This window comes from Marinobacter suaedae, from assembly GCF_030519635.1.
Taxonomy (GTDB): Bacteria; Pseudomonadota; Gammaproteobacteria; order Pseudomonadales; family Oleiphilaceae; genus Marinobacter; species Marinobacter suaedae.
On sequence record NZ_JAUMIS010000002.1, the window covers coordinates 146,979 to 166,777 of the forward strand.

The 19,799-nt window shown below is 56.8% G+C and carries 18 protein-coding genes; 10 read left to right on the top strand and 8 right to left on the bottom strand.

Going from position 1 to position 19,799, the window contains the following annotated elements; all coding sequences use genetic code 11:
• Positions 1 to 37: 37 nt before the first annotated feature.
• Positions 38 to 1,309: a M48 family metalloprotease gene (locus tag QVZ43_RS09495; RefSeq protein WP_302910642.1), complete on the bottom strand. Its 1,272-nt coding sequence runs from the start codon at positions 1,307 to 1,309 to the stop codon at positions 38 to 40.
• 202 nt (positions 1,310 to 1,511) lie between these two features.
• Between QVZ43_RS09495 and QVZ43_RS09500 the strand changes: the two genes are divergently transcribed.
• The 7 genes from QVZ43_RS09500 (at position 1,512) to QVZ43_RS09530 (ending at position 7,640) form a co-directional block, all read left to right on the top strand.
• The gene (locus QVZ43_RS09500; protein WP_302909746.1) at positions 1,512 to 2,240 is read left to right on the top strand and encodes a DUF599 domain-containing protein; all 729 of its coding nucleotides are present in this window, start codon (positions 1,512 to 1,514) and stop codon (positions 2,238 to 2,240) included.
• A gap of 34 nt (positions 2,241 to 2,274) precedes the next feature.
• Complete coding sequence (locus QVZ43_RS09505; RefSeq protein ID WP_302909747.1) at positions 2,275 to 2,745, top strand: PaaI family thioesterase; 471 nt, start codon at positions 2,275 to 2,277, stop codon at positions 2,743 to 2,745.
• Positions 2,742 to 3,176, top strand: coding sequence for a PaaI family thioesterase (locus QVZ43_RS09510; RefSeq protein WP_302909748.1), 435 nt, complete (start codon positions 2,742 to 2,744; stop codon positions 3,174 to 3,176). Before QVZ43_RS09505 ends, QVZ43_RS09510 begins: the two co-directional genes overlap by 4 nt.
• A gap of 226 nt (positions 3,177 to 3,402) precedes the next feature.
• Positions 3,403 to 5,295: a molecular chaperone HtpG gene (gene htpG / locus QVZ43_RS09515; protein WP_302909749.1), complete on the top strand. Its 1,893-nt coding sequence runs from the start codon at positions 3,403 to 3,405 to the stop codon at positions 5,293 to 5,295.
• Between the two features lie 126 nt (positions 5,296 to 5,421).
• Positions 5,422 to 5,538, top strand: coding sequence for a hypothetical protein (locus tag QVZ43_RS09520; RefSeq protein WP_302910643.1), 117 nt, complete (start codon positions 5,422 to 5,424; stop codon positions 5,536 to 5,538).
• 23 nt (positions 5,539 to 5,561) lie between these two features.
• Positions 5,562 to 6,539, top strand: coding sequence for a tRNA dihydrouridine synthase (locus QVZ43_RS09525; RefSeq protein WP_302909750.1), 978 nt, complete (start codon positions 5,562 to 5,564; stop codon positions 6,537 to 6,539).
• A gap of 108 nt (positions 6,540 to 6,647) precedes the next feature.
• The gene (locus QVZ43_RS09530; protein ID WP_302909751.1) at positions 6,648 to 7,640 is read left to right on the top strand and encodes an MBL fold metallo-hydrolase; all 993 of its coding nucleotides are present in this window, start codon (positions 6,648 to 6,650) and stop codon (positions 7,638 to 7,640) included.
• Positions 7,641 to 7,643: 3 nt separating this feature from the next.
• On the opposite strand, the gene QVZ43_RS09535 is transcribed toward QVZ43_RS09530, so the two are convergent.
• Entirely contained in the window at positions 7,644 to 8,657 is a 1,014-nt protein-coding gene (locus QVZ43_RS09535; protein WP_223795499.1) for a class I fructose-bisphosphate aldolase, read from the bottom strand.
• Positions 8,658 to 8,816: 159 nt separating this feature from the next.
• Here QVZ43_RS09535 and QVZ43_RS09540 point away from each other — a divergent pair, with 159 nt between their 5' ends.
• Both QVZ43_RS09540 and QVZ43_RS09545 read left to right on the top strand, forming a co-directional pair.
• A complete protein-coding gene (locus QVZ43_RS09540) occupies positions 8,817 to 10,901 on the top strand; it encodes a dehydrogenase (protein WP_302909752.1) in 2,085 nt (694 codons plus the stop codon).
• 155 nt (positions 10,902 to 11,056) lie between these two features.
• Positions 11,057 to 11,413, top strand: a complete 357-nt coding sequence (locus QVZ43_RS09545; RefSeq protein WP_302909753.1) for a RidA family protein — start codon at positions 11,057 to 11,059, stop codon at positions 11,411 to 11,413.
• Positions 11,414 to 11,816: 403 nt separating this feature from the next.
• Here the strand turns inward: QVZ43_RS09545 and QVZ43_RS09550 are convergent, their stop codons facing one another.
• Positions 11,817 to 13,091: a permease gene (locus QVZ43_RS09550; RefSeq protein WP_302909754.1), complete on the bottom strand. Its 1,275-nt coding sequence runs from the start codon at positions 13,089 to 13,091 to the stop codon at positions 11,817 to 11,819.
• A gap of 187 nt (positions 13,092 to 13,278) precedes the next feature.
• Here QVZ43_RS09550 and QVZ43_RS09555 point away from each other — a divergent pair, with 187 nt between their 5' ends.
• Complete coding sequence (locus QVZ43_RS09555; protein WP_302909755.1) at positions 13,279 to 13,509, top strand: ChaB family protein; 231 nt, start codon at positions 13,279 to 13,281, stop codon at positions 13,507 to 13,509.
• Between the two features lie 102 nt (positions 13,510 to 13,611).
• Here QVZ43_RS09555 and QVZ43_RS09560 read toward each other — a convergent pair whose 3' ends face one another.
• From QVZ43_RS09560 to QVZ43_RS09580, 5 genes are all read right to left on the bottom strand, one after another.
• Complete coding sequence (locus QVZ43_RS09560; RefSeq protein WP_302909756.1) at positions 13,612 to 14,307, bottom strand: TSCPD domain-containing protein; 696 nt, start codon at positions 14,305 to 14,307, stop codon at positions 13,612 to 13,614.
• 28 nt (positions 14,308 to 14,335) lie between these two features.
• Positions 14,336 to 16,474, bottom strand: a complete 2,139-nt coding sequence (locus tag QVZ43_RS09565) for an adenosylcobalamin-dependent ribonucleoside-diphosphate reductase (RefSeq protein ID WP_302909757.1) — start codon at positions 16,472 to 16,474, stop codon at positions 14,336 to 14,338.
• 546 nt (positions 16,475 to 17,020) lie between these two features.
• Positions 17,021 to 17,815, bottom strand: coding sequence for an ABC transporter ATP-binding protein (locus QVZ43_RS09570; protein ID WP_302909758.1), 795 nt, complete (start codon positions 17,813 to 17,815; stop codon positions 17,021 to 17,023).
• 9 nt (positions 17,816 to 17,824) lie between these two features.
• Positions 17,825 to 18,727 carry an ABC transporter permease gene (locus QVZ43_RS09575; protein ID WP_302909759.1) on the bottom strand — a complete coding sequence of 301 codons (903 nt, stop codon included), beginning with the start codon at positions 18,725 to 18,727 and terminating at the stop codon, positions 17,825 to 17,827.
• Between the two features lie 76 nt (positions 18,728 to 18,803).
• Complete coding sequence (locus QVZ43_RS09580; protein ID WP_223795509.1) at positions 18,804 to 19,778, bottom strand: ABC transporter substrate-binding protein; 975 nt, start codon at positions 19,776 to 19,778, stop codon at positions 18,804 to 18,806.
• Positions 19,779 to 19,799: the final 21 nt, after the last annotated feature.

Sequence of the window (19,799 nt, forward strand, 5' to 3'; positions counted from 1 at the left end):
AAAACCGAGGCTTTCCGGCCTCGGTTTTTGTTGATGGTTACCCCTGTCGATTCAGGGCTTCCAGCTTTTGCCTGGCTTCATTGCCTACATCCCCGCCGGCTTCGGCGGCTTTGCGGTAGTAGCCAGCGGCTTCATCCTTGTTGCCCTGCCTGGCGGCAACGTCTCCCATCCGCAAAAAGCCGATGGATGTCGGAACCACCCGATTTGCCTGAGTCAGGTTTTCCCGTGCTTCGTCCAGATTGTTCAATTCCAGGGCGTTCATGCCGTTGTAGAGGCGATAGAGGAACATTTCCGGGTAGAGGGAGACTGCCTTGTCGAAGTCCTTGGAAGCCTGGTCTGGCTTCTTCATCCCTTTGTAGATCTGCCCGCGCAGGGAATAGAACAGTGCCTCATCCGGTGCCAGTTTGATGGCCTCGTTGATTTCCTTCAGGGCTTCGTCAGTTTTGCCTTCCGATGCCAGTTTACGTGCCTTGTCATGGGCATCGTACGCGGGCTGGAGTTTTCTGAGCGTCGCCAGTTTTCGGTCATACACATCCTTGCCACGGTAACCGCCGGCACCCACTTTGTTTACCAGCGCCTGATTCGCCTTGACCCGCGCAGCCGATGGTGGGTGGGTGGCAAACAGGCCCTGAATAAAGTCCGGATTCTGTCCCTTGGACAGCTCAAAGAAAATCTGCTGCAGTTCCACAGCGGCGGTTGGATCGTAGCCGGCCCGGCGCATGTAAAGAATGCCGTAGTAGTCGGACTCCAGTTCATCGCCCTGACTGTACTGGGCCAATGCAAGTTGCGCTCCGACGGCAGCACCACCCATGAGCAGTCCCGCCCATTCGTTGTCCGACATGGCAATGCCCAGACCGGCAACACCCGCGCTGATCAGCATCCCCTGCTGCATGCGCTGGACGCTGTGGCGGGCCGCAGCGTGGACAATTTCGTGACCCAGGACCGAGGCGAGCTGGGCTTCGTCCTGAAGCTTGGCTAGCAGGCCCCGGTTGATGGCGATTTTCCCGCCGGGCAGGGCCCAGGCGTTGGGTACGCTGCTGTTCAACACAACAAATTCATAGGGCAGGTCTGGTCGGTCGCTGACGCGGGCGAGTTTCTGGCCAACTTCCCGAACATAGATGGTCAGTTCCGGGTCCAGATAGAACTGGCCGCCCTGGGTCTGTTGGGTGGGAGTGTATTGCTCCGCGCCCATCGCCAGTTCCTTGTCCTCGGCGATCAGAGAAAGCTGGCTTTCACCGGTTACCGGATTTTTGGCGCAGCCAGCCAGCGTGAGGGCAAGGATGGCCAGGCCAAGGCAGCGAAAAAACATGGAGTGAATCACGTAAAACTCCCCTTTGATCCGTCAGCGGGTACGTTGTCCCTTTCGTGGTGTGCCATGATGTTATACCACAGGAAGGGGCAGGGACGACTGTGTGTCAGGCCATAGAATGTGGTGACAATATTCCCCTTCGCGTATCATAACTGACTGTTCTTGCGCACTTTCGTTCCGCTCAATTATTCGTGGGGCCATCATGGGCATTGTCCTTGAACTCATAGCATTGCTCTGGTTTCTGACCTGCTGGGTGGGCTATACCCAGTATTCCAAGCGCCGGGCCGGTGATCGTCCGTGCCTGTCCAACACCCTGGACCTGTATCGCGAGGACTGGATGCGGGTGATGCTGCGCCGTGAGAACCGAATTGCGGACGCCTCGGTGGTGGGAAATCTGGAACGGAACGGCGCCTTTTTCGCCTCCAGCTGCTTGCTGATCCTGGCCGGTATCATTACCGCGCTGGGTTATACCCAGGAGGTGATGGAGGTTTTCGGCACCTTGCCGTTCGGCACACTGCCAACCCGGGAGATCTGGGAGCTGCGGATGGTCATCCTGCTGGTGGTGTTCATCTACGCCTTCTTCAAGTTCACCTGGTCTATGCGGATGTACAATTTCGTGTCGGTGATGGTGGGCAGTGCGCCGCCTCCGGACGATACCAAAACCAGCCCCGCGGCCCGAGAAGCGTTTGCCCGCAGTGCCGGTAACATCTGTAACCTCGCCGGGGATGCCTTCAACCTGGGACTGCGTTCCTATTACTACGCGCTGGCGGTGGTTGGCTGGTTTATTCACCCGGTGGTGTTTATGGCGTCCTCAACCCTGGTGGTTGTGGTGCTGTATCGGCGGGAATTCTGTTCGGATGCATTGACGGCTTTGCGGGCCGGAAAGGTGTTCGAAGAACCATCGCCCGCGGCAACAGACTCGAATCAGTAATTCCAAACTTCAAGTACCAACAGGCTAAACCTGAATGAACGATGATACTCGCAGAGACCGGGTTACCCGGTTTATTGAAACACTGAATCAGGCCCGTGAACTGGGGCTGAGTGTGGAAGACGCAAAGGAAGGGGAGCTGGTGCTTTGCCTTCCTTACAGTGACCGTATCATCGGCAACCCGGAAACCGGCGTCATCCACGGTGGTGCTATTACTACCCTGATGGATACCGCCTCCGGCTCCGTCATCATTTGTGCGCTGGACGAATTTGAGCTTTGCCCAACTCTGGATCTTCGGGTGGATTACATGCGCCCGGCTGAACCGCGAAAGCCGGTCTATGCCCGGGCAGAAACCTACAAGGTGACCCGCAACATCATCTTCACCCGTTGTGAGGCCTATCAGGAAGGTGGTGAAACGATTGCCAACTGCGTCGGTACCTTTATGCGCATCGGTAAGGAAGCCACTCCCAAGGGTTACCGGGACCTGATTACCGGAGGTGAAGCATGACCGACGCGGAACTTCTGCAGTACACCCGGGATACTGGCGATTTCTCACGCATGCTGAGCAGCATTCCCTACGCCCGGTTCATCGGCCTGGAATGTGATCGCTTCGGGGATGACCTGATTTTCCGTCTGCCCAGGAAGCAGCAGAACCTGGGCAACCCCATCTTGCCGGCCATTCATGGTGGTGTGATTGGTGGCTTCATGGAATTGTCGGCAGCCCTTTATCTGATGATGTCCCAGGAAACGCCCCGGATGCCCCGAATCGTGGATTTTTCTCTGGATTACCTGCGCGCCGGGCTGGACCGTGAAACCTACGCCGAATGTAGACTGACCCGCCAGGGCAATCGGGTCGCCAACGTGATGATTACCGCCTGGCAGAAATCCCGTTCCCAACCGATAGCCACCGCCCGGGCTCATTTCCTCATTGAAGGTTGAATCTCTATCAAATCCCCTTCTTGCAGGGGCTTGAAATGCGCCGGCATGACCCCACTTTTTGCAGCAAGGTAATGAATCCGTACTGAAGCGGGTACGGAAAGGTTGCTGCGAATTGTCTGGAAATCCTGTCGCAAGGCGCTTTGTGCCCCTGCGGTGGCTCCCTTCAAGCAGCCTTCCTGTAACCGCTTTTTCTGAACTGTGCATTAAGTCAGGAGATAAAGACGCCATGACGGTTGAGTCCAAAAAAGAGACGCTTGGTTTTCAGACGGAAGTGAAGCAACTGCTTCACCTGATGATTCACTCCCTGTATTCCAACAAGGAAATCTTCCTTCGGGAGTTGATTTCCAACGCGTCCGACGCCGAAGACAAGCTGCGTTTTGCAGCGCTCAAGGATGACAGCCTGTACGAAGGCGATTCCGAACTGAAAATCCGTCTCTCCTATGACAAAGACGCCAACACCGTAACCATTGCGGACAACGGTATTGGCATGAGTCGAGAAGACGTGGTTCAGAACCTGGGTACCATCGCCAAATCCGGTACAGCGGAGTTTCTCAAGCAGCTTTCCGGCGACGAAAAGAAAGACAGCAAGCTGATCGGTCAGTTTGGTGTGGGCTTCTACTCCGCGTTCATCGTCGCGGATCGGGTAGAGGTGTTCACTCGCCGCGCCGGCGCAGACGCCAGCGAAGGTGTCCATTGGGAATCTGCGGGCGATGGCGAGTTCACCATCGAGCAGGTTAACCGTGAGCAGCGCGGTACCGAAATCGTTCTGCACCTGAAAAGTGACGCGAACGAGTTTGCCGATGGCTACCGCCTGCGCGGCCTTGTGAAAAAGTACTCCGACCACATCTCCTTCCCGGTGGTGATGAAGTCCGAATCCGAGGAAGAAGACAAGAAGGACGAAGACGAAACCGTCAACGACGCGACCGCTCTGTGGACACTGCCGCGTACCGAGATCAAGGACGAAGAGTACAAAGAGTTCTACAAGCACATTGCTCACGACTTCGAGGACCCGCTTACCTGGTCCCACAACAAGGTTGAGGGCAAGCTGGACTACACCAGCCTGCTGTACATCCCGGCCCGTGCACCGTTTGATCTGTACAACCGTGAGGCGCCCCGTGGCCTGAAGCTGTATGTTCAGCGCGTGTTCATCATGGACGACGCCGAGCAGTTTTTGCCGCTGTACCTGCGCTTTGCCAAGGGTGTGGTGGATTCCAACGACCTGTCTCTGAACGTCTCCCGTGAAATCCTGCAGAACGACAGCACCGTGGAGAGCATCCGCACCGCGCTGACCAAGCGTGTGCTGGATATGTTGTCCAAGCTGGCCAAGAAGGATCCTGAGGAATACCAGAAGTTCTGGGGCGAGTTTGGCACCGTTATCAAAGAAGGCCCGGCGGAAGATTTCAGCAACCGCGAGAAAATCGCTGGCCTGCTGCGCTTTGCATCCACCCACACCGGTGAAGCAACCCAGAACGTGTCTCTGGACGACTACATTGGCCGCATGAAAGATGGTCAGAAGAAGATCTTCTACATCACTGCTGACAACTTTACGGCCGCCAAGAGCAGCCCGCATCTGGAAGTCTTCCGCAAGAAGGGCATTGAGGTTCTGATCCTGTCCGATCGAATCGACGAGTGGATGATGGGCTACCTGAGCGAATACGACGGCAAGCAGTTCCAGGACGTTGCCCGTGGCGATCTTGACCTCGGTGAGGTGGAAACCGAAGAGGACAAGAAACAGAAGGAAGCTGCGGCTGAAGAGCACAAGGATCTGCTGGAGCGCATCAAGAAGGTGCTGGAAGATCAGGTCCAGGACGTTCGTGCGACCAATCGTCTGACCGATTCACCGGCTTGTCTGGTGGTTGGCGAGTTCGACATGGGCGCCCAGATGAAGAAGATCATGGAAGCGGCTGGCCAGAAGGTGCCGGACAGCAAACCGATCTTCGAAATCAACGTGGAGCATCCGCTGGTTCAGCGCCTGGAAAGTGAAAAGGGCGACGAGCGCTTCGGTGAACTGGCAGCCGTACTGCTGGATCAGGCCACACTGGCGAGCGGCGAGCAGCTGAAAGATCCGGGTGCCTACGTTACCCGCCTGAACCGTCTGCTGCTGGAACTGGCTAACTAAGTGGTAGGCAGCAAATCGCGGTGGACCTGAGGATTGCCCTGATGAGTGGGTAAAACTCTATCAGGGCGCTGCTCAGGCTGATCACCCAGGGCCCGGGACGGGCGTTCCGTCCGCGTCCCGGCCCGAATCCTGTCAACGTTTGCCTTGCACGATGGTGTGCGGGGCAGCTTTCCACGTAAAAGTCGCTACCCGCGTACTCTTCTATCCACTCCTCAAACTGACTACAATGCCGGCCCCGCTTAAAGATTGATCAGTCCGGAGCCGACATGCGAATCATCCTTGCCCCGATGGAAGGGCTTGTTGATGCACCTATCCGAGAAGTACTTACGACCGTCGGTGGCATCGACCGCTGCGTGACCGAATTTGTCCGGGTCACCCATGGCATGCTTCCGCCCCGGGTTTTCTACAAGTACGCCCCGGAACTTCATAACCGGTCTCTGACGCAGGTCGGTACGCCGGTGGCGCTTCAGTTACTGGGCTCCGATCCGGAACAGATGGGGCTTCACGGCGCTCGGGCAGCGGAACTGGGCGCATCCCAGGTGGACATCAATTTCGGTTGTCCGGCCAAGACCGTGAACCGCCACAAGGGTGGCTGTGTTTTGATGCGTGAGCCCGAACTCATGCATGACATCACCGCAGCCGTGCGCAGGCACGTACCCGCTGATATTCCGGTGACCGCCAAAATGCGGCTGGGATACGATGACCGCTCCATGGGCGTAGCCTGCGGCCAGGCGCTGGAAGCGGCCGGCGCGGCGGAGATTGTCATTCATGCCCGAAGCAAGGTGGATGGCTACAAGCCGCCTGCTTACTGGGAAGAGATCGCCAAAGTCCGTGAGGCGGTTAAGAACCACGTGATTGCCAATGGTGAGATCTGGACCGTGGACGACTACTGGCGTTGTCGAGAAGTTTCCGGTTGTGACGATGTGATGATCGGTCGGGGCCTGATTGCACGGCCGGACCTGGCTCGCAAAATCAAAGCCAGCCAGGCCGGTGAAGACATCCCGGATATGACCTGGGCCGAAGCGGTGGCGCTGGTGCGTGAATACGCCGAGGTGCTTCAGGGCTGGCTGGAAGATCGCTACGTGACAGGCCGCATAAAGCAGTGGATGAACTTCCTTCGTCAGGGCTTTAATGAAGCCGAAAGTCTGTGGCCTCAGGCCCGGAAAATTCGTGAGGTAACGCCGATGTTGGCTTGCCTGGAGCAAGGCGTGCAGAGATCTGATCCTTCCATCGAAGCCGCCTGAGCTTCGTTATTTTCCCTCCAGTCCGTATTTGCCAACTACATTGGAAGTAAACGACTGTGCGTTGTGACCCGACGATGAGCACATTTCGAGGACTGGAAGGAGAAACCGATGTCTACACGATCGACCCGACGAAGCAATGGGTTCGTCGCTGCTGCCGCATGCCTGATCAGCATATTCAGTGCCAGTGTACTTGCCGATGATGGGGTGGTGACCGTAACCCCCCTGGGAAGCCACGACGGGGAGTTTTGCGGGCGTGACCGCGCTCTGATTTTCGAGGATCCAAACGGCACTCGGATTCTATACGATGCCGGCCGGACGGTAGCGGGGCCTGATGACCCACGGCTCGGCAATATCGATGTGCTGCTGGTTTCCCACATGCACGGGGACCACGTGGGTGATCGCCGTATTGCCAAGGTCAATCAGGGAAGTTGCGGCGCGCCGGATACTTCTGTAGCAACCTTGCCCCAATCCAATACCGTGGATATCGCCGTCGGCAAAGGGGCGAAAATTGTCACTGGCAGCGAAATGCCCGCCTTTTTTGCTGCCAAGCTGAAGAGCGCCGGGGGCGATCCTGCGAATTCGATGCTGGTTCGATTTGGGGCCGAGGTTCAAGTTGGCGAGGTCGCCATGACCACCGTACCTGCCGTTCACAGTAACGGTGTGGCGCCTTCCTTCCTGACTGGTCCGCTGGCAGAACATCTGAAAGCGGCCGGCGTGGGTGCCAGTGTGGGGCCGCCCACCGGCTATGTTCTGACGTTCACCAATGGGTTGGTCGTCTACCTGTCCGGGGATACCGGGATTACCGCCGAGCAGGAGCTGGTGGTCAGGGACCATTACGGGGCTGAGCTGGTGGTGATGAATATCGGCGATACCTATACCACCGGGCCTAAAGAAGCCGCTTACGTGATCAATGACCTGATCAAACCGAAAGCGGTGATTGCCTCCCATGCCAATGAAGCGGCGACCTCAGGCGGTGACGTCATCGAGGGCACCCGAACCGCCCGGTTCCGCGAGATGGTCCAGGTGCCGGTACACGTGCCTCTAAGTGGCAGGAACATGGCCTTTGACGGCAAAGGCCTCTGCACCGACGGTTGTGACTAGGGGCTAGCCCTCAAGCGCTGCCTGATACTTTCCGGAGCGCGCACCACTGTTCAGGCGGGCGCGCTTCAGCAAGGCTTCCTGGGCCGCTTCGCCATTTTCCAGTTTCCCTGCCCAGGCTTTCTGGGCGGGTTCCTGTAGTGCCCGGCCGTAGGAAAAACTGAGCGCCCAGGGTTGCGGGCCATGACTGTTAAGGGCATTCAGATTGGCCGTGGCTTCTTCTGGCGTTTGCCCACCGGACAGGAAGAAAATTCCGGGAACCGCCGCTGGCACCACCCGCTTGAATATGGTGAGCGTGGCGTCAGCCACCTCGCTGGGTGCAGCGTGAGGGTTGGCCTTTCCAGGCGTCACCATACTCGGTTTCAGAATCATGTGTTCGAGCTGGATTCTGTGCCGTGCAAGCGCGTTGAATACTGCACGAAGCACCTCTTCGCTCACGTCGGCGCAGCGCTCGATGCTGTGGTGGCCATCCATCAGTACTTCGGGCTCGACAATGGGGACGATTCCGCAGGACTGGCACACGGCAGCGTAGCGGGCCAACACTTCGGCGTTCGCTTCAATGGCACATCGCGAGGGCAGGGTGTCGGAGATATGGAACACGTCACGCCATTTGGCGAAGCGGGCACCCTGAGCCTTATAGCTTTCCAACCGATCGTTCAGCCCATCCAGCCCAAAGGTAATTTCATCACCGGGCGCATTGACCATTGGCTTTTTGCCCTTATCCACCTTGATGCCCGGCACAATGTGCTGGCTCTTCAGTAGCTCGGGTATGGGCTGGCCCTCCAGGCTCGACTGACCGAGGGTTTCCTCGAACAGAATAACGCCACTGATGAACTCTCCGAGCCCCGGGGCAGACAGAATCAGGCTGCGGTATTCCCGGCGGCTGTCTTCGGTGGATTCCACGTCAATGGCGCGGAAACGTTTTTCGATGGTCGGTGCGCTTTCGTCGGCGGCCAGAATCCCTCGATCCGGGCCCACGAGATCCTCAATGGTTGATGCAAGCTCTTCCTGGATGGTCATGCCAGCTCCTTGCTTGTGAGGCAAATGGGTAATCGAATTTTCGCTTTCATTGTAGACCTATCTGAAAGGGGTGAAATTTGATCTGAGCAAAGGAAAGAAGCAGCGCAGTGGATTACCCTTCGGTCAGCACAACAAACAATTCAGGGACAGGTAAGCACTATGAAAACGGTTGTCAGCGTCAGCCAGGGATCATCGGAGTTCGACTATCAGCTTGAAACGGAATTTTTGGGCCAGCCTTTCCGGGTGATTCGTCTGGGGTCGGACGGCGACCTGGAACGCGCGGAATCCATTCTGGACTCAGTGCGTGAACAGGCTGACGCGATAGGGCTGAGCATGATTCACGACCATTACCAGGTCGGTAAAGAGCAGATCCTTCATCCGGACACAGCGCGCCTGGAAGACTGCATACCGGACAAGCCGGTTACCACCGGTGCTGGCCTACGTGGAATTCTGCAGGAGTGGGCGGTTCGCCACACCCAGTCAGAACTGGGCCATTTCTTTGATAACGCGCGGATTCTGTGTTTTAACGGCCAGGCCAGTTACCGCATTGCCCGGGCGCTGGCGGAACATACGGACAATCTGTTTTTCGCCGATCCCTACACCGATTTCGGTGTTCCGTACCTGCTGACGTCCCTCAGCCATCTGGAAACCTATACCCGCATTACCTCGCCGTTTATGTATCGGCCGGCGGCCGCCCGTGCGGTGGAAATTGCGCTTCATAACCCGCTTTATCGCCTTGCAGAAGGCATGGTGAAGACGTCGCTCAGTGAGGCAGTGGAGTCTGCCCATGTCATTGTCGCGTCCATCGCTGACTTGGAGGGCATGGGGCAGAAGCAGCTGGATGGCAAGACGATCATTACTTCCCGCGTAACCGATTCTGCCCTTGATTGGCTGAAGGCCCGCAATGTGGCCATGGTGGTGGACTACAGTCCCTGGCTGGAAGGGCGGCCAGTAGGAACCAACGTGATGGAGGCCATGATCAGCGCCTCGCTGGCGCGCACCCCCGAGCAGCTGGCGGCCGATGATTATCTGAGTGTCATCCAGAAACTCGGCATCGAGCCACGAATCATCTACCCGAATGAGTACCGCCGGGTGAACCGGTTTGCCTTCGTTATTCATCCCCTGTCCCAGCAGTACCTGACCAAGACACCACCGCTGGACTGGATTGCCGAAGTTTCGCCAAAAGGGGTGATGAATCTGGTTGAAAAGGCGATCGCCTACACGCCGCCTTTTATCTATTCCAAGGTAACGGGTATTGCCTCTCCCACGGGGGACGAAGTGGAAGGCTGGCTGATTACCGTGGGTGGAACGCCAAAAGAAATCATGGCCCACGATCCGGAGTTTACCTACAAACGTCTGTTGCAGGCGGCCAGGCTGGCTAGAAAGCTTGGGGCTCAGGTCATGGGTCTCGGCGCCTTCACCAAGGTGGTGGGGGATGCCGGCATCACCGTGGCCAAACGCGCTCCGCTGCCAATCACTACGGGTAACAGTTACAGCGCCTCCGGTGCCTTGTGGGCAGCCCACGAGGCCGTGAAGAAAATCGGCCGTGTGAGTGTTGGCAAGAACGGAAAAATGGCGGGCAAGGCCATGGTGGTCGGAGCCACCGGTGCCATCGGCTCCGTATGTGCGCGCCTGCTGGCCAAGGCCGTGGACGAGATCTATCTGGCGGCGCCCGAGCCCGCCAAGCTGCTGGCGCTGAAAGAAAGCATCGAGTCTGAAACGCCCGGCGCCATCGTCCATATTGCCGGCTCAGCCAATCGGCACCTGGCTGACATGGATATGATCGTGACTGCCACGTCCGGAGCGGGTAAGCGGATTCTGGATATCATGAAGGTCAAGCCCGGTTGCGTAATCACTGACGTAGCTCGCCCGCTGGATATCCCCGCTGAAGACGTGGCCAAACGCCCGGATGTTCTGGTGATTGAATCCGGTGAAATTCAGCTGCCGGGCCATGTCAGAATGAAAGACATCGGCCTGCCAGAGGGTATTGCCTATGCCTGCCTGGCGGAAACCATCGTGCTGGCCCTGGAAGGGCGGTTCGAGAACTTCACTCTGGGCCGAAACATCGAATGGGAGAAGGTGCGGGAAATCTACAAGATGGGCCTGAAGCACGGCATGAAACTGGCAGCCATCTCCGGCGTGAATGGCGTGTTCAGTGCAGAAGATTTCGATCGGGTACGTACGCTGGCAGCGGAAAAGGATAAGCCAGCCAAGGCGCCGTTGCGGAAGAAAGCGAAGGTGTAGTGGACCCGACGTATCAATCATTCTTACGTAGTGGCAGCAGGTTCGTGATGTACCTGTTGCCTTCTTTGCGTCTGCCCCCTGGTGAAATGGTTACATGGAAGGCACCGGTGTAAACTTGCGCTTCCATTTCACACTCAGCCAACGGGGGAGCACCCATGTCAGATATTGAGCGCATTCACTCCACAGACAGAATGAGCCGTATTGTTAAACACAACGGGACCGTGTATCTGTGCGGCCAGACCGCCGGTGAGGCAGACTGGGATATTCAGCGGCAAACCGAGGAGTGTCTCAAAAAGATTGAAAACCTTCTGGCAGACGCCGACAGTGCTGTGGACCGAATTTTGTCCGTCACCATTTATGTCCGCGATATGAAGGATTTTGCCGCCATGAACGCGGTCTGGGATGCCTGGATCAAGGATCACCCAAAACCAGCGCGCGCCTGTGTGGAAGCGCGGATGGCCCGGCCCGAAATCCTTGTTGAAATGTCAGTGGTGGCAGCGGCCAACGGTTGATTACCGATCTCACTGCGGATGCCTGAACCTGGATCAGGCAACCGCAGTGAGTGGTGTTCTATCATCGGTGTGGAACGTTTTGTAAATGGGCTGCAGGGGAAGGCACGTACAATTGCCATCCTCGTCACAGCTGAAATAGTAATTTTCGTTGCAGGGACCGACGCCATCGTCCGCGATGGCCAGGGGAATCCTGAACAGTGCCAGAAGCACTGCGGAGACAATTAGAAAGCGCATTTCGATGACCTCCGTGGAGGCTGATATCGGACCCAAACTATAGGAAGCGATGGTGTGGGGCGCAAATTACGCTCCATTTCAGAAGTTGTTATCCCGTGAATTCGATGTGGGCGTGTAAAGTCGAGAAATTTTGAGCCTATTGCGACTCGTCACAGGGAAAGGAAATCCCTCAGAGTGCTGTCAGCGTCACACCGGCTGTGAGCCAGATGATCGCCATTACCACGAGCACCGACAGAACCTTGTCGGTCAGTGACGGCGAGCCATGATCATGATGATCGTGCTCGTGTCCGTGGTCATGTTTGTTGCGGGCATATTTGGCCCGGTGCCACAACCAAATCAATCCCACATTGATCGCAAGAAAAATAAGGTTCAGTAAAAACTGATAGTTCAGCTGGAAGAACTCGCGCTCTCCCGGGGCGGTGACTGAGCTGAAGTCCGGTAGCAAACCGAGAAATGCCAGCGCGTAATGCATCGTCAGAGCGGCGAAAACAATGGCGGCCAGCATGAGCGCAAGGATGTACAGGGCCATTTTCCAGCCATAGTAATTTGCGTTGATACGCAGGACGGGCAGAACCACCAGATCTGAAAAAATGAATGCCATTACGCCGGCAAAGGTGACACCTTGCCCGAACAGCACCGCCGCCAGAGGAATGTTCCCCATGGAGCCAATAAAGGTGAAAAAGGCGGCCACCGGACCGATGAGGGTCTGGGCGAGCACCGAAAGAAAGCCCGGATTGGCGGCATCTTCGTTGCCAGAACCGAGGAACAGAGCCTGGAAAAAACTCTCCGGTACCATGGCGGAAATGATCCCAGCGACCGTAAACCCAATAAGTACATCCTTCCAGACCATCTGCCATTCCATGACATACGTCTGACCGATGTTCTGCCAGCTTTGCTTGCTCTTCAGCTTTTCTTTCCAGGTGAGATCCTGGTTATCTCCGTTTTCTTGTTCCGAATCCTGTTTCCTGCGGGCCTGGGCCTCCAGGCGGCGGGGACGAGTGATCCGGATAAGAAACCAGGTGACCAGAATCAGGATGATCCCACCGACGTATTCCCCCACCACAAACTGCCAGCCAAGAAATATGGCGATAACCATTCCCAGCTCGATGACCAGGTTGGTTGATGCCAGCATGAAAGCCAGTGAGGGCGCGAGGCCGGCGCCTTTATCGAAAATTGCGCGGGTGGTGGATAAAGCCGAGAAGCTGCAGGAGCTGGAGATGAATCCGAAAAACGTTCCGAGAAGTATGCTGCGTGGACCGTCCTTGCCCATCGCCTGCTGCATGCGCTTTCGTGTAATCAGAACTTGTATCAGGCTGCTGATCAGATACCCCAGAATGAATGCCCAGAGAGCCATCCAGAAGAACCCAAGACTGGTCGTTGCCGCTTCACTCCATAGCTGAAGGAAGTTCTGCATATCGGACTCAAGTACTGGAAAATGTGCCATTCACCCTAGCAGACGTGGAAAACCACATCTATGAACACTTTGAACTTGGCAGGGGCAAGTGCTTCAGTACAGGATGAGCTCGTCCTCAGTCAGGGCTGGCCTTATGTGGCTTACTGACGCTGCTGTCAATCCGTCAAATTGATTTCAAGAACCCTTCCCTAATGGGAGACAAAGAGGAGCCGGAACAATGCCCTATGATCGGAACTCCGAACTGCCCAAAGGGGTGAAAAACAACCTGCCCGAGCACGCCCAGGAGATTTACCGAAAAGCGTTTAACTCGGCGTGGGAGGAATACAAGGACCCGTCCGACCGGAGGGGCGGGGCAGGTCGTGAGGAAACCGCGCATAAGGTTGCCTGGGCGGCCGTTAAGAATGAATATCACAAGGAAGGTGATCGATGGGTACGGGACGGGGGCTAACCCAGTTGACCTGGTATCAAAGGCCCTGAGCGTTCCGGTTAGCCAATAAAAAAGGCCCGGAAGTATTAAGCTCCGGGCCTTTTTCAGCGCAAGGCGTTCAGCTTAGCCGCATTTGCTGTCTCCGCAGGACAGGCAAGTGGCGCAGCCGTCCATGACGATGACCGCTTTGGTGCTGCACTTGCCACACATGGTGGCGTTGGCAGGGTAGTCACTGCTCTTCTCGTCGTTGGTGGCGGAGCTCTGGGTGGCTTCAAACTCGGCACGCTTTTCGGCGAGGATGCGCTTGGTGGTTTCGCTCATCTCTTCGCTTTCCAAGAGGCCGATCGCCTTCAGGTGCTTCTCGATCACGGCGCCGATTTCGGCAACCAGTGACGGCATGAATACGCCGCCTTTCTTGAAGTAGCCGCCATTGGGGTCATACACAGAGCGCAGCTCTTCGACCAGGAAGGTTACGTCGCCACCCTTGCGGAATACCGCAGAGATAACGCGGGTGAGGGCGATAACCCACTGGAAGTGCTCCATGGATTTGGAGTTGATGAACACTTCGTAGGGCTGACGGCTTTCGTGGTCCGTGCCTTCGTTAAGCAGGATGTCATTGATGGTGATGTACATCGCGTGCTCTGCCACCGGCGGCTTGATCTTGTAGGTGGTGCCCAGCAAGAAATCAGGACGCTCGATGTTTTCGTTCATCTTCACCGGAGCCTGTTCGGTTTGCTCCGGTGCCGCTGCTGCGTTGCTCTCAGCGTCGGCTTTCTTGACTCGGTAGCCGACGATCTTGTTGCTGATTTTCACTGTCATGTTCGTGTTCCTATGTCGGGTTCCCAGATCAGTACTTGCCGTAAGTGCCTTCTTTCAGTGCGTCAAACAGGTTAGCAGCGGTGTGCATCTCACCGTCATATTCTACCTGCTCGTTGCCCTTCAGGGTGACTTTGCTGCCGTCATCAAGGGTGAACTCGTACATCGTGTTCTCGAGGTCTTTCTCTTTCACCAGTACGCCCTGGAACGCTTCCGGGTTGAAGCGGAAGGTGGTGCAGCCCTTCAGGCCCTTGTCGTAGGCGTACAGGTAAATGTCCTTGAAATCCTGATAGGCGAAGTCTGTCGGAACATTGGCCGTCTTGGAAATCGAGGAATCTACCCACTTCTGAGCCGCCGCCTGGATGTCCACGTGCTGCTGAGGTGTCACGTCGTCGGAGGTGGTGAAGTACTCGGGCAGTTTCTTGTCGGCGTCGTCAGAGAAGGGCATGGCGCCCGGGTTTACCAGTTGACGATAGGCCAGCAGTTCGAAGGAGAATACGTCTACCTTCTCTTTGGTCTTCCGACCTTCACGGATGATATTCCGCGCATAGTGGTGCGAGAAGCTCGGTTCGATACCGTTGCTGGCGTTGTTGGCCAGTGACAGGCTGATGGTGCCGGTCGGCGCGATAGACGTGTGGTGAGTGAATCGACCACCTTTTTCCGCCAGTTCTTCAATCAGCTTCGGCTCAACGCTCGCGATCTGTTGCATGTACTTGCTGTACTTGGCGTGCAGCACGCGGCCTTTCACCTTGTCGCCCAGCTTGTAGCCGTCTTTGGCCAGTTCCGGAGCTTTGCGCAGCATCTTCGGCGTGATTTCGAACTCTTCGTCCATGATCGGCGCAACGCCTTTTTCTTCGGCCAGAGTCAGGGACTGGCGCCAGCCCTCTACCGCCATTTCACGAACTACTTCTTCAGTGAACTGCACGGACTCTTTGGAGCCGTAAGGCATACGCAGCATTGCCAGCGTGGAGCCCAGGCCAAGAATGCCCATGCCGTGACGACGCTTGTGGGTGATCTCGTGGCGCTGCTCTTCCAGCGGCAGGCCGTTGATCTCTACCACGTTGTCCAGCATGCGGGTGAAGATGCCCACCACCTTGCGGTACTTCTCGTAGTTGAAGCTGGCCTTGTCGGTGAACGGGTAGTCCACGAACTTGGTCAGGTTCACGGAGCCCAGCAGGCAGCTGCCATAAGGAGGCAGGGGCTGCTCGCCGCAGGGGTTGGTGGCGCGGATGTCCTCGCAGAACCAGTTGTTGTTCATCTGGTTGACCTTGTCGATCAGGATGAAGCCTGGCTCGGCGTAGTCATAGGTAGAGGTCATGATGGTGTCCCAGATGAACTGGGCTTTCAGGGTGCGGTAGATACGGCATGCTACCTTGCCCTCGTCGTTTGTGACGTAGCCATCTAGCACCGGGAAGTCACGGTAAACGAACTGGGTGGTGTCCGTCAGGTCCAGCTGCTCGTCGTCCACTTCCTTCTGGGTCACCGGGAAAGACAGGTGCCAGTCGTCCCCGTTACGAACGGCTTCGATGAAGTCTTCGGTGATCAGCAGCGACAGGTTGAACTGGCGCAGGCGACCATCTTCACGCTTGGCCTGGATGAAATCGATCACGTCCGGGTGGTGAACGTCAAAGGTTGCCATTTGCGCGCCGCGGCGACCACCGGCAGAAGACACCGTGAAACACATGCGGTCAAAGATATCCATGAAGGACAGCGGGCCAGAGGTGGTGGCGCCAGCACCCGCGACGTACGCGCCTTTCGGGCGCAGGGTAGAGAACTCGTAACCAATGCCGCAGCCGGCTTTCAGAGTCAGGCCGGCTTCGTGGTTCTTCTCCAGAATGTCGTTCATGGAGTCGTTGATAGAACCCGAAACGGTGCAGTTAATGGTGGAGGTCGCCGGCTTGTGGGCTTCCGCGCCTGCGTTGGAGGTAATGCGGCCAGCCGGGATGGCACCGTTCTGAAGGGCCCAGATGAAGTCCTTCATGTGCTTGGTGCGGTCCGCTTTCTTTTCGACCTCGGCCAGAGCCTTGGCAACACGCTCGTAGGTTGCGTTGATGTCCTTGTCGACCGGTTCGCCGGTTTTGGTTTTCAGTTGGTATTTGCTGCCCCAGATGTCCAGCGAAGCTTCCTGCATCGGAATTGTCGTAACCACAGCTTGTGCCTTAGCGTTCATTGCCACCCCTTTGATAATGCCAGTCTGTAACGCGTTTCTTATTGGCAGTACGACCTTGGACCGTACTGCGCCCCTTTTAACTTCAAGTAAGTTCGATCTTTCGTTGCCCGGCAGCAATCGAAACCACAACATATTGGGTTTGGAAGGCTCGTCTCGGGCGCTGATCCTGGTCCGGATCGTGTGGGCCGGTCGGCTCTGTGCCGTCTCTGCAGCGAGTTTGAGGATTGTGTCCGGAAATGCTGCTGGCCCTATATATGGGTCATGATGAGAGAAAGTATAACAGGATATAGTGGTCTGTGAAGAAGATCAGACCTATTGAACTCCGGCTGGAAACAAAAAAAATAAATCGAAGAGAGCTTGCAAGTCTGAAACACCAGATGGCATCTGGCTTCCCGGCCTGATCGTAAAAACCACTACATGTTGTGGTTAAAAAATATCCAACAAAGGGCGGGATTATCGTTACATTGAGCTGTACCACGGGGGGTACCCGCCACATCTATAAAAAAGGCGGGAGAATCTCCCGCCTTAGCGCTCTTCAGGCTCTGGTCAGCCAAGAAGCAGGCTGTCATCATCCACTTCGAGGCCGCGCTGTTTTTCGAACAGACCGAGTAGGTCTTTCACTTCCAGTCCTTCACGTTCTTTGCCTTGAATGTCGAAAACAACCTGTCCCTGGTGAAGCATCACGGTACGCGTGCCCACTTCCAGCGCCTGCTTCATGCTGTGGGTCACCATCAAAGCGGTCAGTTTCTGCTCATCGATGATTTTGGTGGTCAGCTCCAGAACGAAGGTGGCCGTTTTCGGATCCAGTGCGGCAGTATGCTCATCCAGTAGAAGGATGCTCGATGGAGTCAGGCTGGCCATCAGCAGGCTCACGGCCTGACGTTGACCGCCGGACAACAGGCCCATTTTGTCACCGAGCCGGCTTTCCAGGCCAAGCTTGAGCGAGGACAGGCTGTCCCGGAATTGCTCCATGTACTGCTTCTTTACCGCAGCCGTCAGGCCCCGCCGCTGGCCGCGCTTGATGGCGAGGGAGAGATTCTCCTCAATACTGAGTGCTTCACAGGTTCCCGCCAGGGGATCCTGAAACACTCGCGCCACCATGCCCGCGCGCTTATGGGTTGGCAGTCGGGTGACATCCACGTTATCGACGATGATTTCACCACTGTCCACCATTACCTCGCCGGACAGCGCGTTCAGGAACGTCGACTTGCCAGCGCCATTGCTGCCAATAACCGTTACGAATTCACCCTGGTTGACGGTCAGGCTCATGCCCCGCAGCGCTGGGTTTTCCAGTGGGGTGCCTTTACCAAAGGTCAGTCGGAGATCGCTTGCACTAATCATGATGCCTCCTCAGGCCTTATTGCGGGTGAATTTGCTGGCTACGGAGCTGCGAACGCCCGGCAGAACGATCGCCAGGGTAACCAGAATGGCAGTGATCAGGTTGAGATCCTGCGCCTGCAGGCCGAGAACGTCTGCGTTCAAAGCGAAGGCAATGGCCAGTCGGTAAACGATGGCGCCAATGACACAGGCGAACAGGGCGCGAAGCACGGAGGAGGGGGTGATTACCGCTTCACCGCCAATCAGGGATGCGAGACCAATGATGATAACGCCCACGCCCATGGTGACGTCAGCAGCGCCCTGGCTCTGGGCGAACAGCGCGCCGGCCAGGCCGACGAGGCCATTGGAAATCGCAATCCCCAGTACGATCATTGCGCCGGTTGCAATGCCCTGGGCCCGGGCCATGCGTGCATTAGCGCCGGTGGCGCGCATTGCGAGGCCGGTTTCGGATTTCATGAAGCGCCACATCAGGACCAGGCAGATCACCACAACGATAGTGAACAGAAGCACCGGCACCTGATGGAATGCTAGATCCAGGTCGTACCATGGCGTCAGTACCGTTTCCTCACTCAGCAACGCCACATTGGGGCGGCCCATGATGCGCAGGTTGATGGAATAAAGCGCAATCATGGTAAGGATGGAGGCCAACAGGTTCAGAATCTTCAGTTTTACGTTCAGCAAGGCTGTAACGGCTCCCGCAGCCATGCCGGCCAGGACGGCGGCGCCCGTTGCCAGCCAGGGGTTCCAGCCGTTGATAATGAGCATGGCGGCAACCGCTGCGCCCAACGGGAAGCTTCCGTCCACGGTCAGGTCCGGGAAGTCGAGCACGCGGAAGGAGATGTAGATGCCGAACGCTACCAGGCCGTATATGAGGCCCGTTTCAATGGCGCCGTAGAGTGCGATTTCACTGAGCATGGGTCTGTATCACTATCTGTAAATAAAAAAACGGGCGGGCCCCAGTAATGGGACTCCGCCCGTTTTTGTTCGGATTTTACTCGTCGTTCTGGATAACTTTCTGGGCTTCCTTGACCAGATCTTCCGGCAAGGTCATGCCCATGCCTTTAGCGGCATCCAGGTTTACGAACAGGTCGAGGGTTTCCATGGTTTCAACGGGCATGCTGGCGGTGTCGCCACCTTCAAGCACGCGCGCGACCATGGCACCGGTCTGGCGCCCATGATTGTAGTAGTTGAAGCCAAGGGCCGCGACCGCACCACGATCGACGGTTGCCGTGTCCGCAGCGAATACCGGCAGGTCGGTGCGCTCACCCACGGAGATGACAGCTTCCACCGCACTGATCACGGTGTTGTCAGTGGTCAGGTAAATGGCATCAACCTTACCAACCAGGGAGCGGGTCGCCCCAAGCACTTCGGAGGTTTTGGTGGCGGCGGCCTTCTCCAGCGTCAGTCCGCGGGCTTTGAGGCGTTCTTCCAACAGGTTTACCAGGGAAACGGCATTTGCCTCGCCCGGGTTGTAGACGGTGCCAATTCGAGTGGCATCTGGTACGGCGCGCTTCAGCAGGTCGATGTGTTTTTCGATGGGTAGCATATCGGACACGCCGGTAATGTTAGCGCCGGGAGCTTCCAGGCTGGCTACAAGTTTGGCCGCTACCGGGTCGGTCACTGCAGAAAACACCACCGGGATGTTACGCGCTGCTGCTGCGACCGTCTGAGCGGACGGGGTGGCAATGGCCACAATGACGTCGGGGCTTTCACCAACGAATTTTCGGGCGATCTGGGCTGCGATGGCTGAATTACCCTGTGCGCTCTCGTGCATCACGGTCAGATTCTCGCCTTCCTTATAGCCACGCTCCGCCAGTTCATCCTTTACGCCTTGATAAACAGCGTCCAGGGCAGGGTGTTCAACGATCTGGGTGATGGCAACGGTACGAGCTTCCTGAGCTTGCACCAGGCTTGCAGCTGCAAGCAGTGAGGCACCGATCAGGGTGCGCAGGTTTTTTTTGGCCATGTGCCTGTCTCCGAATTCTTG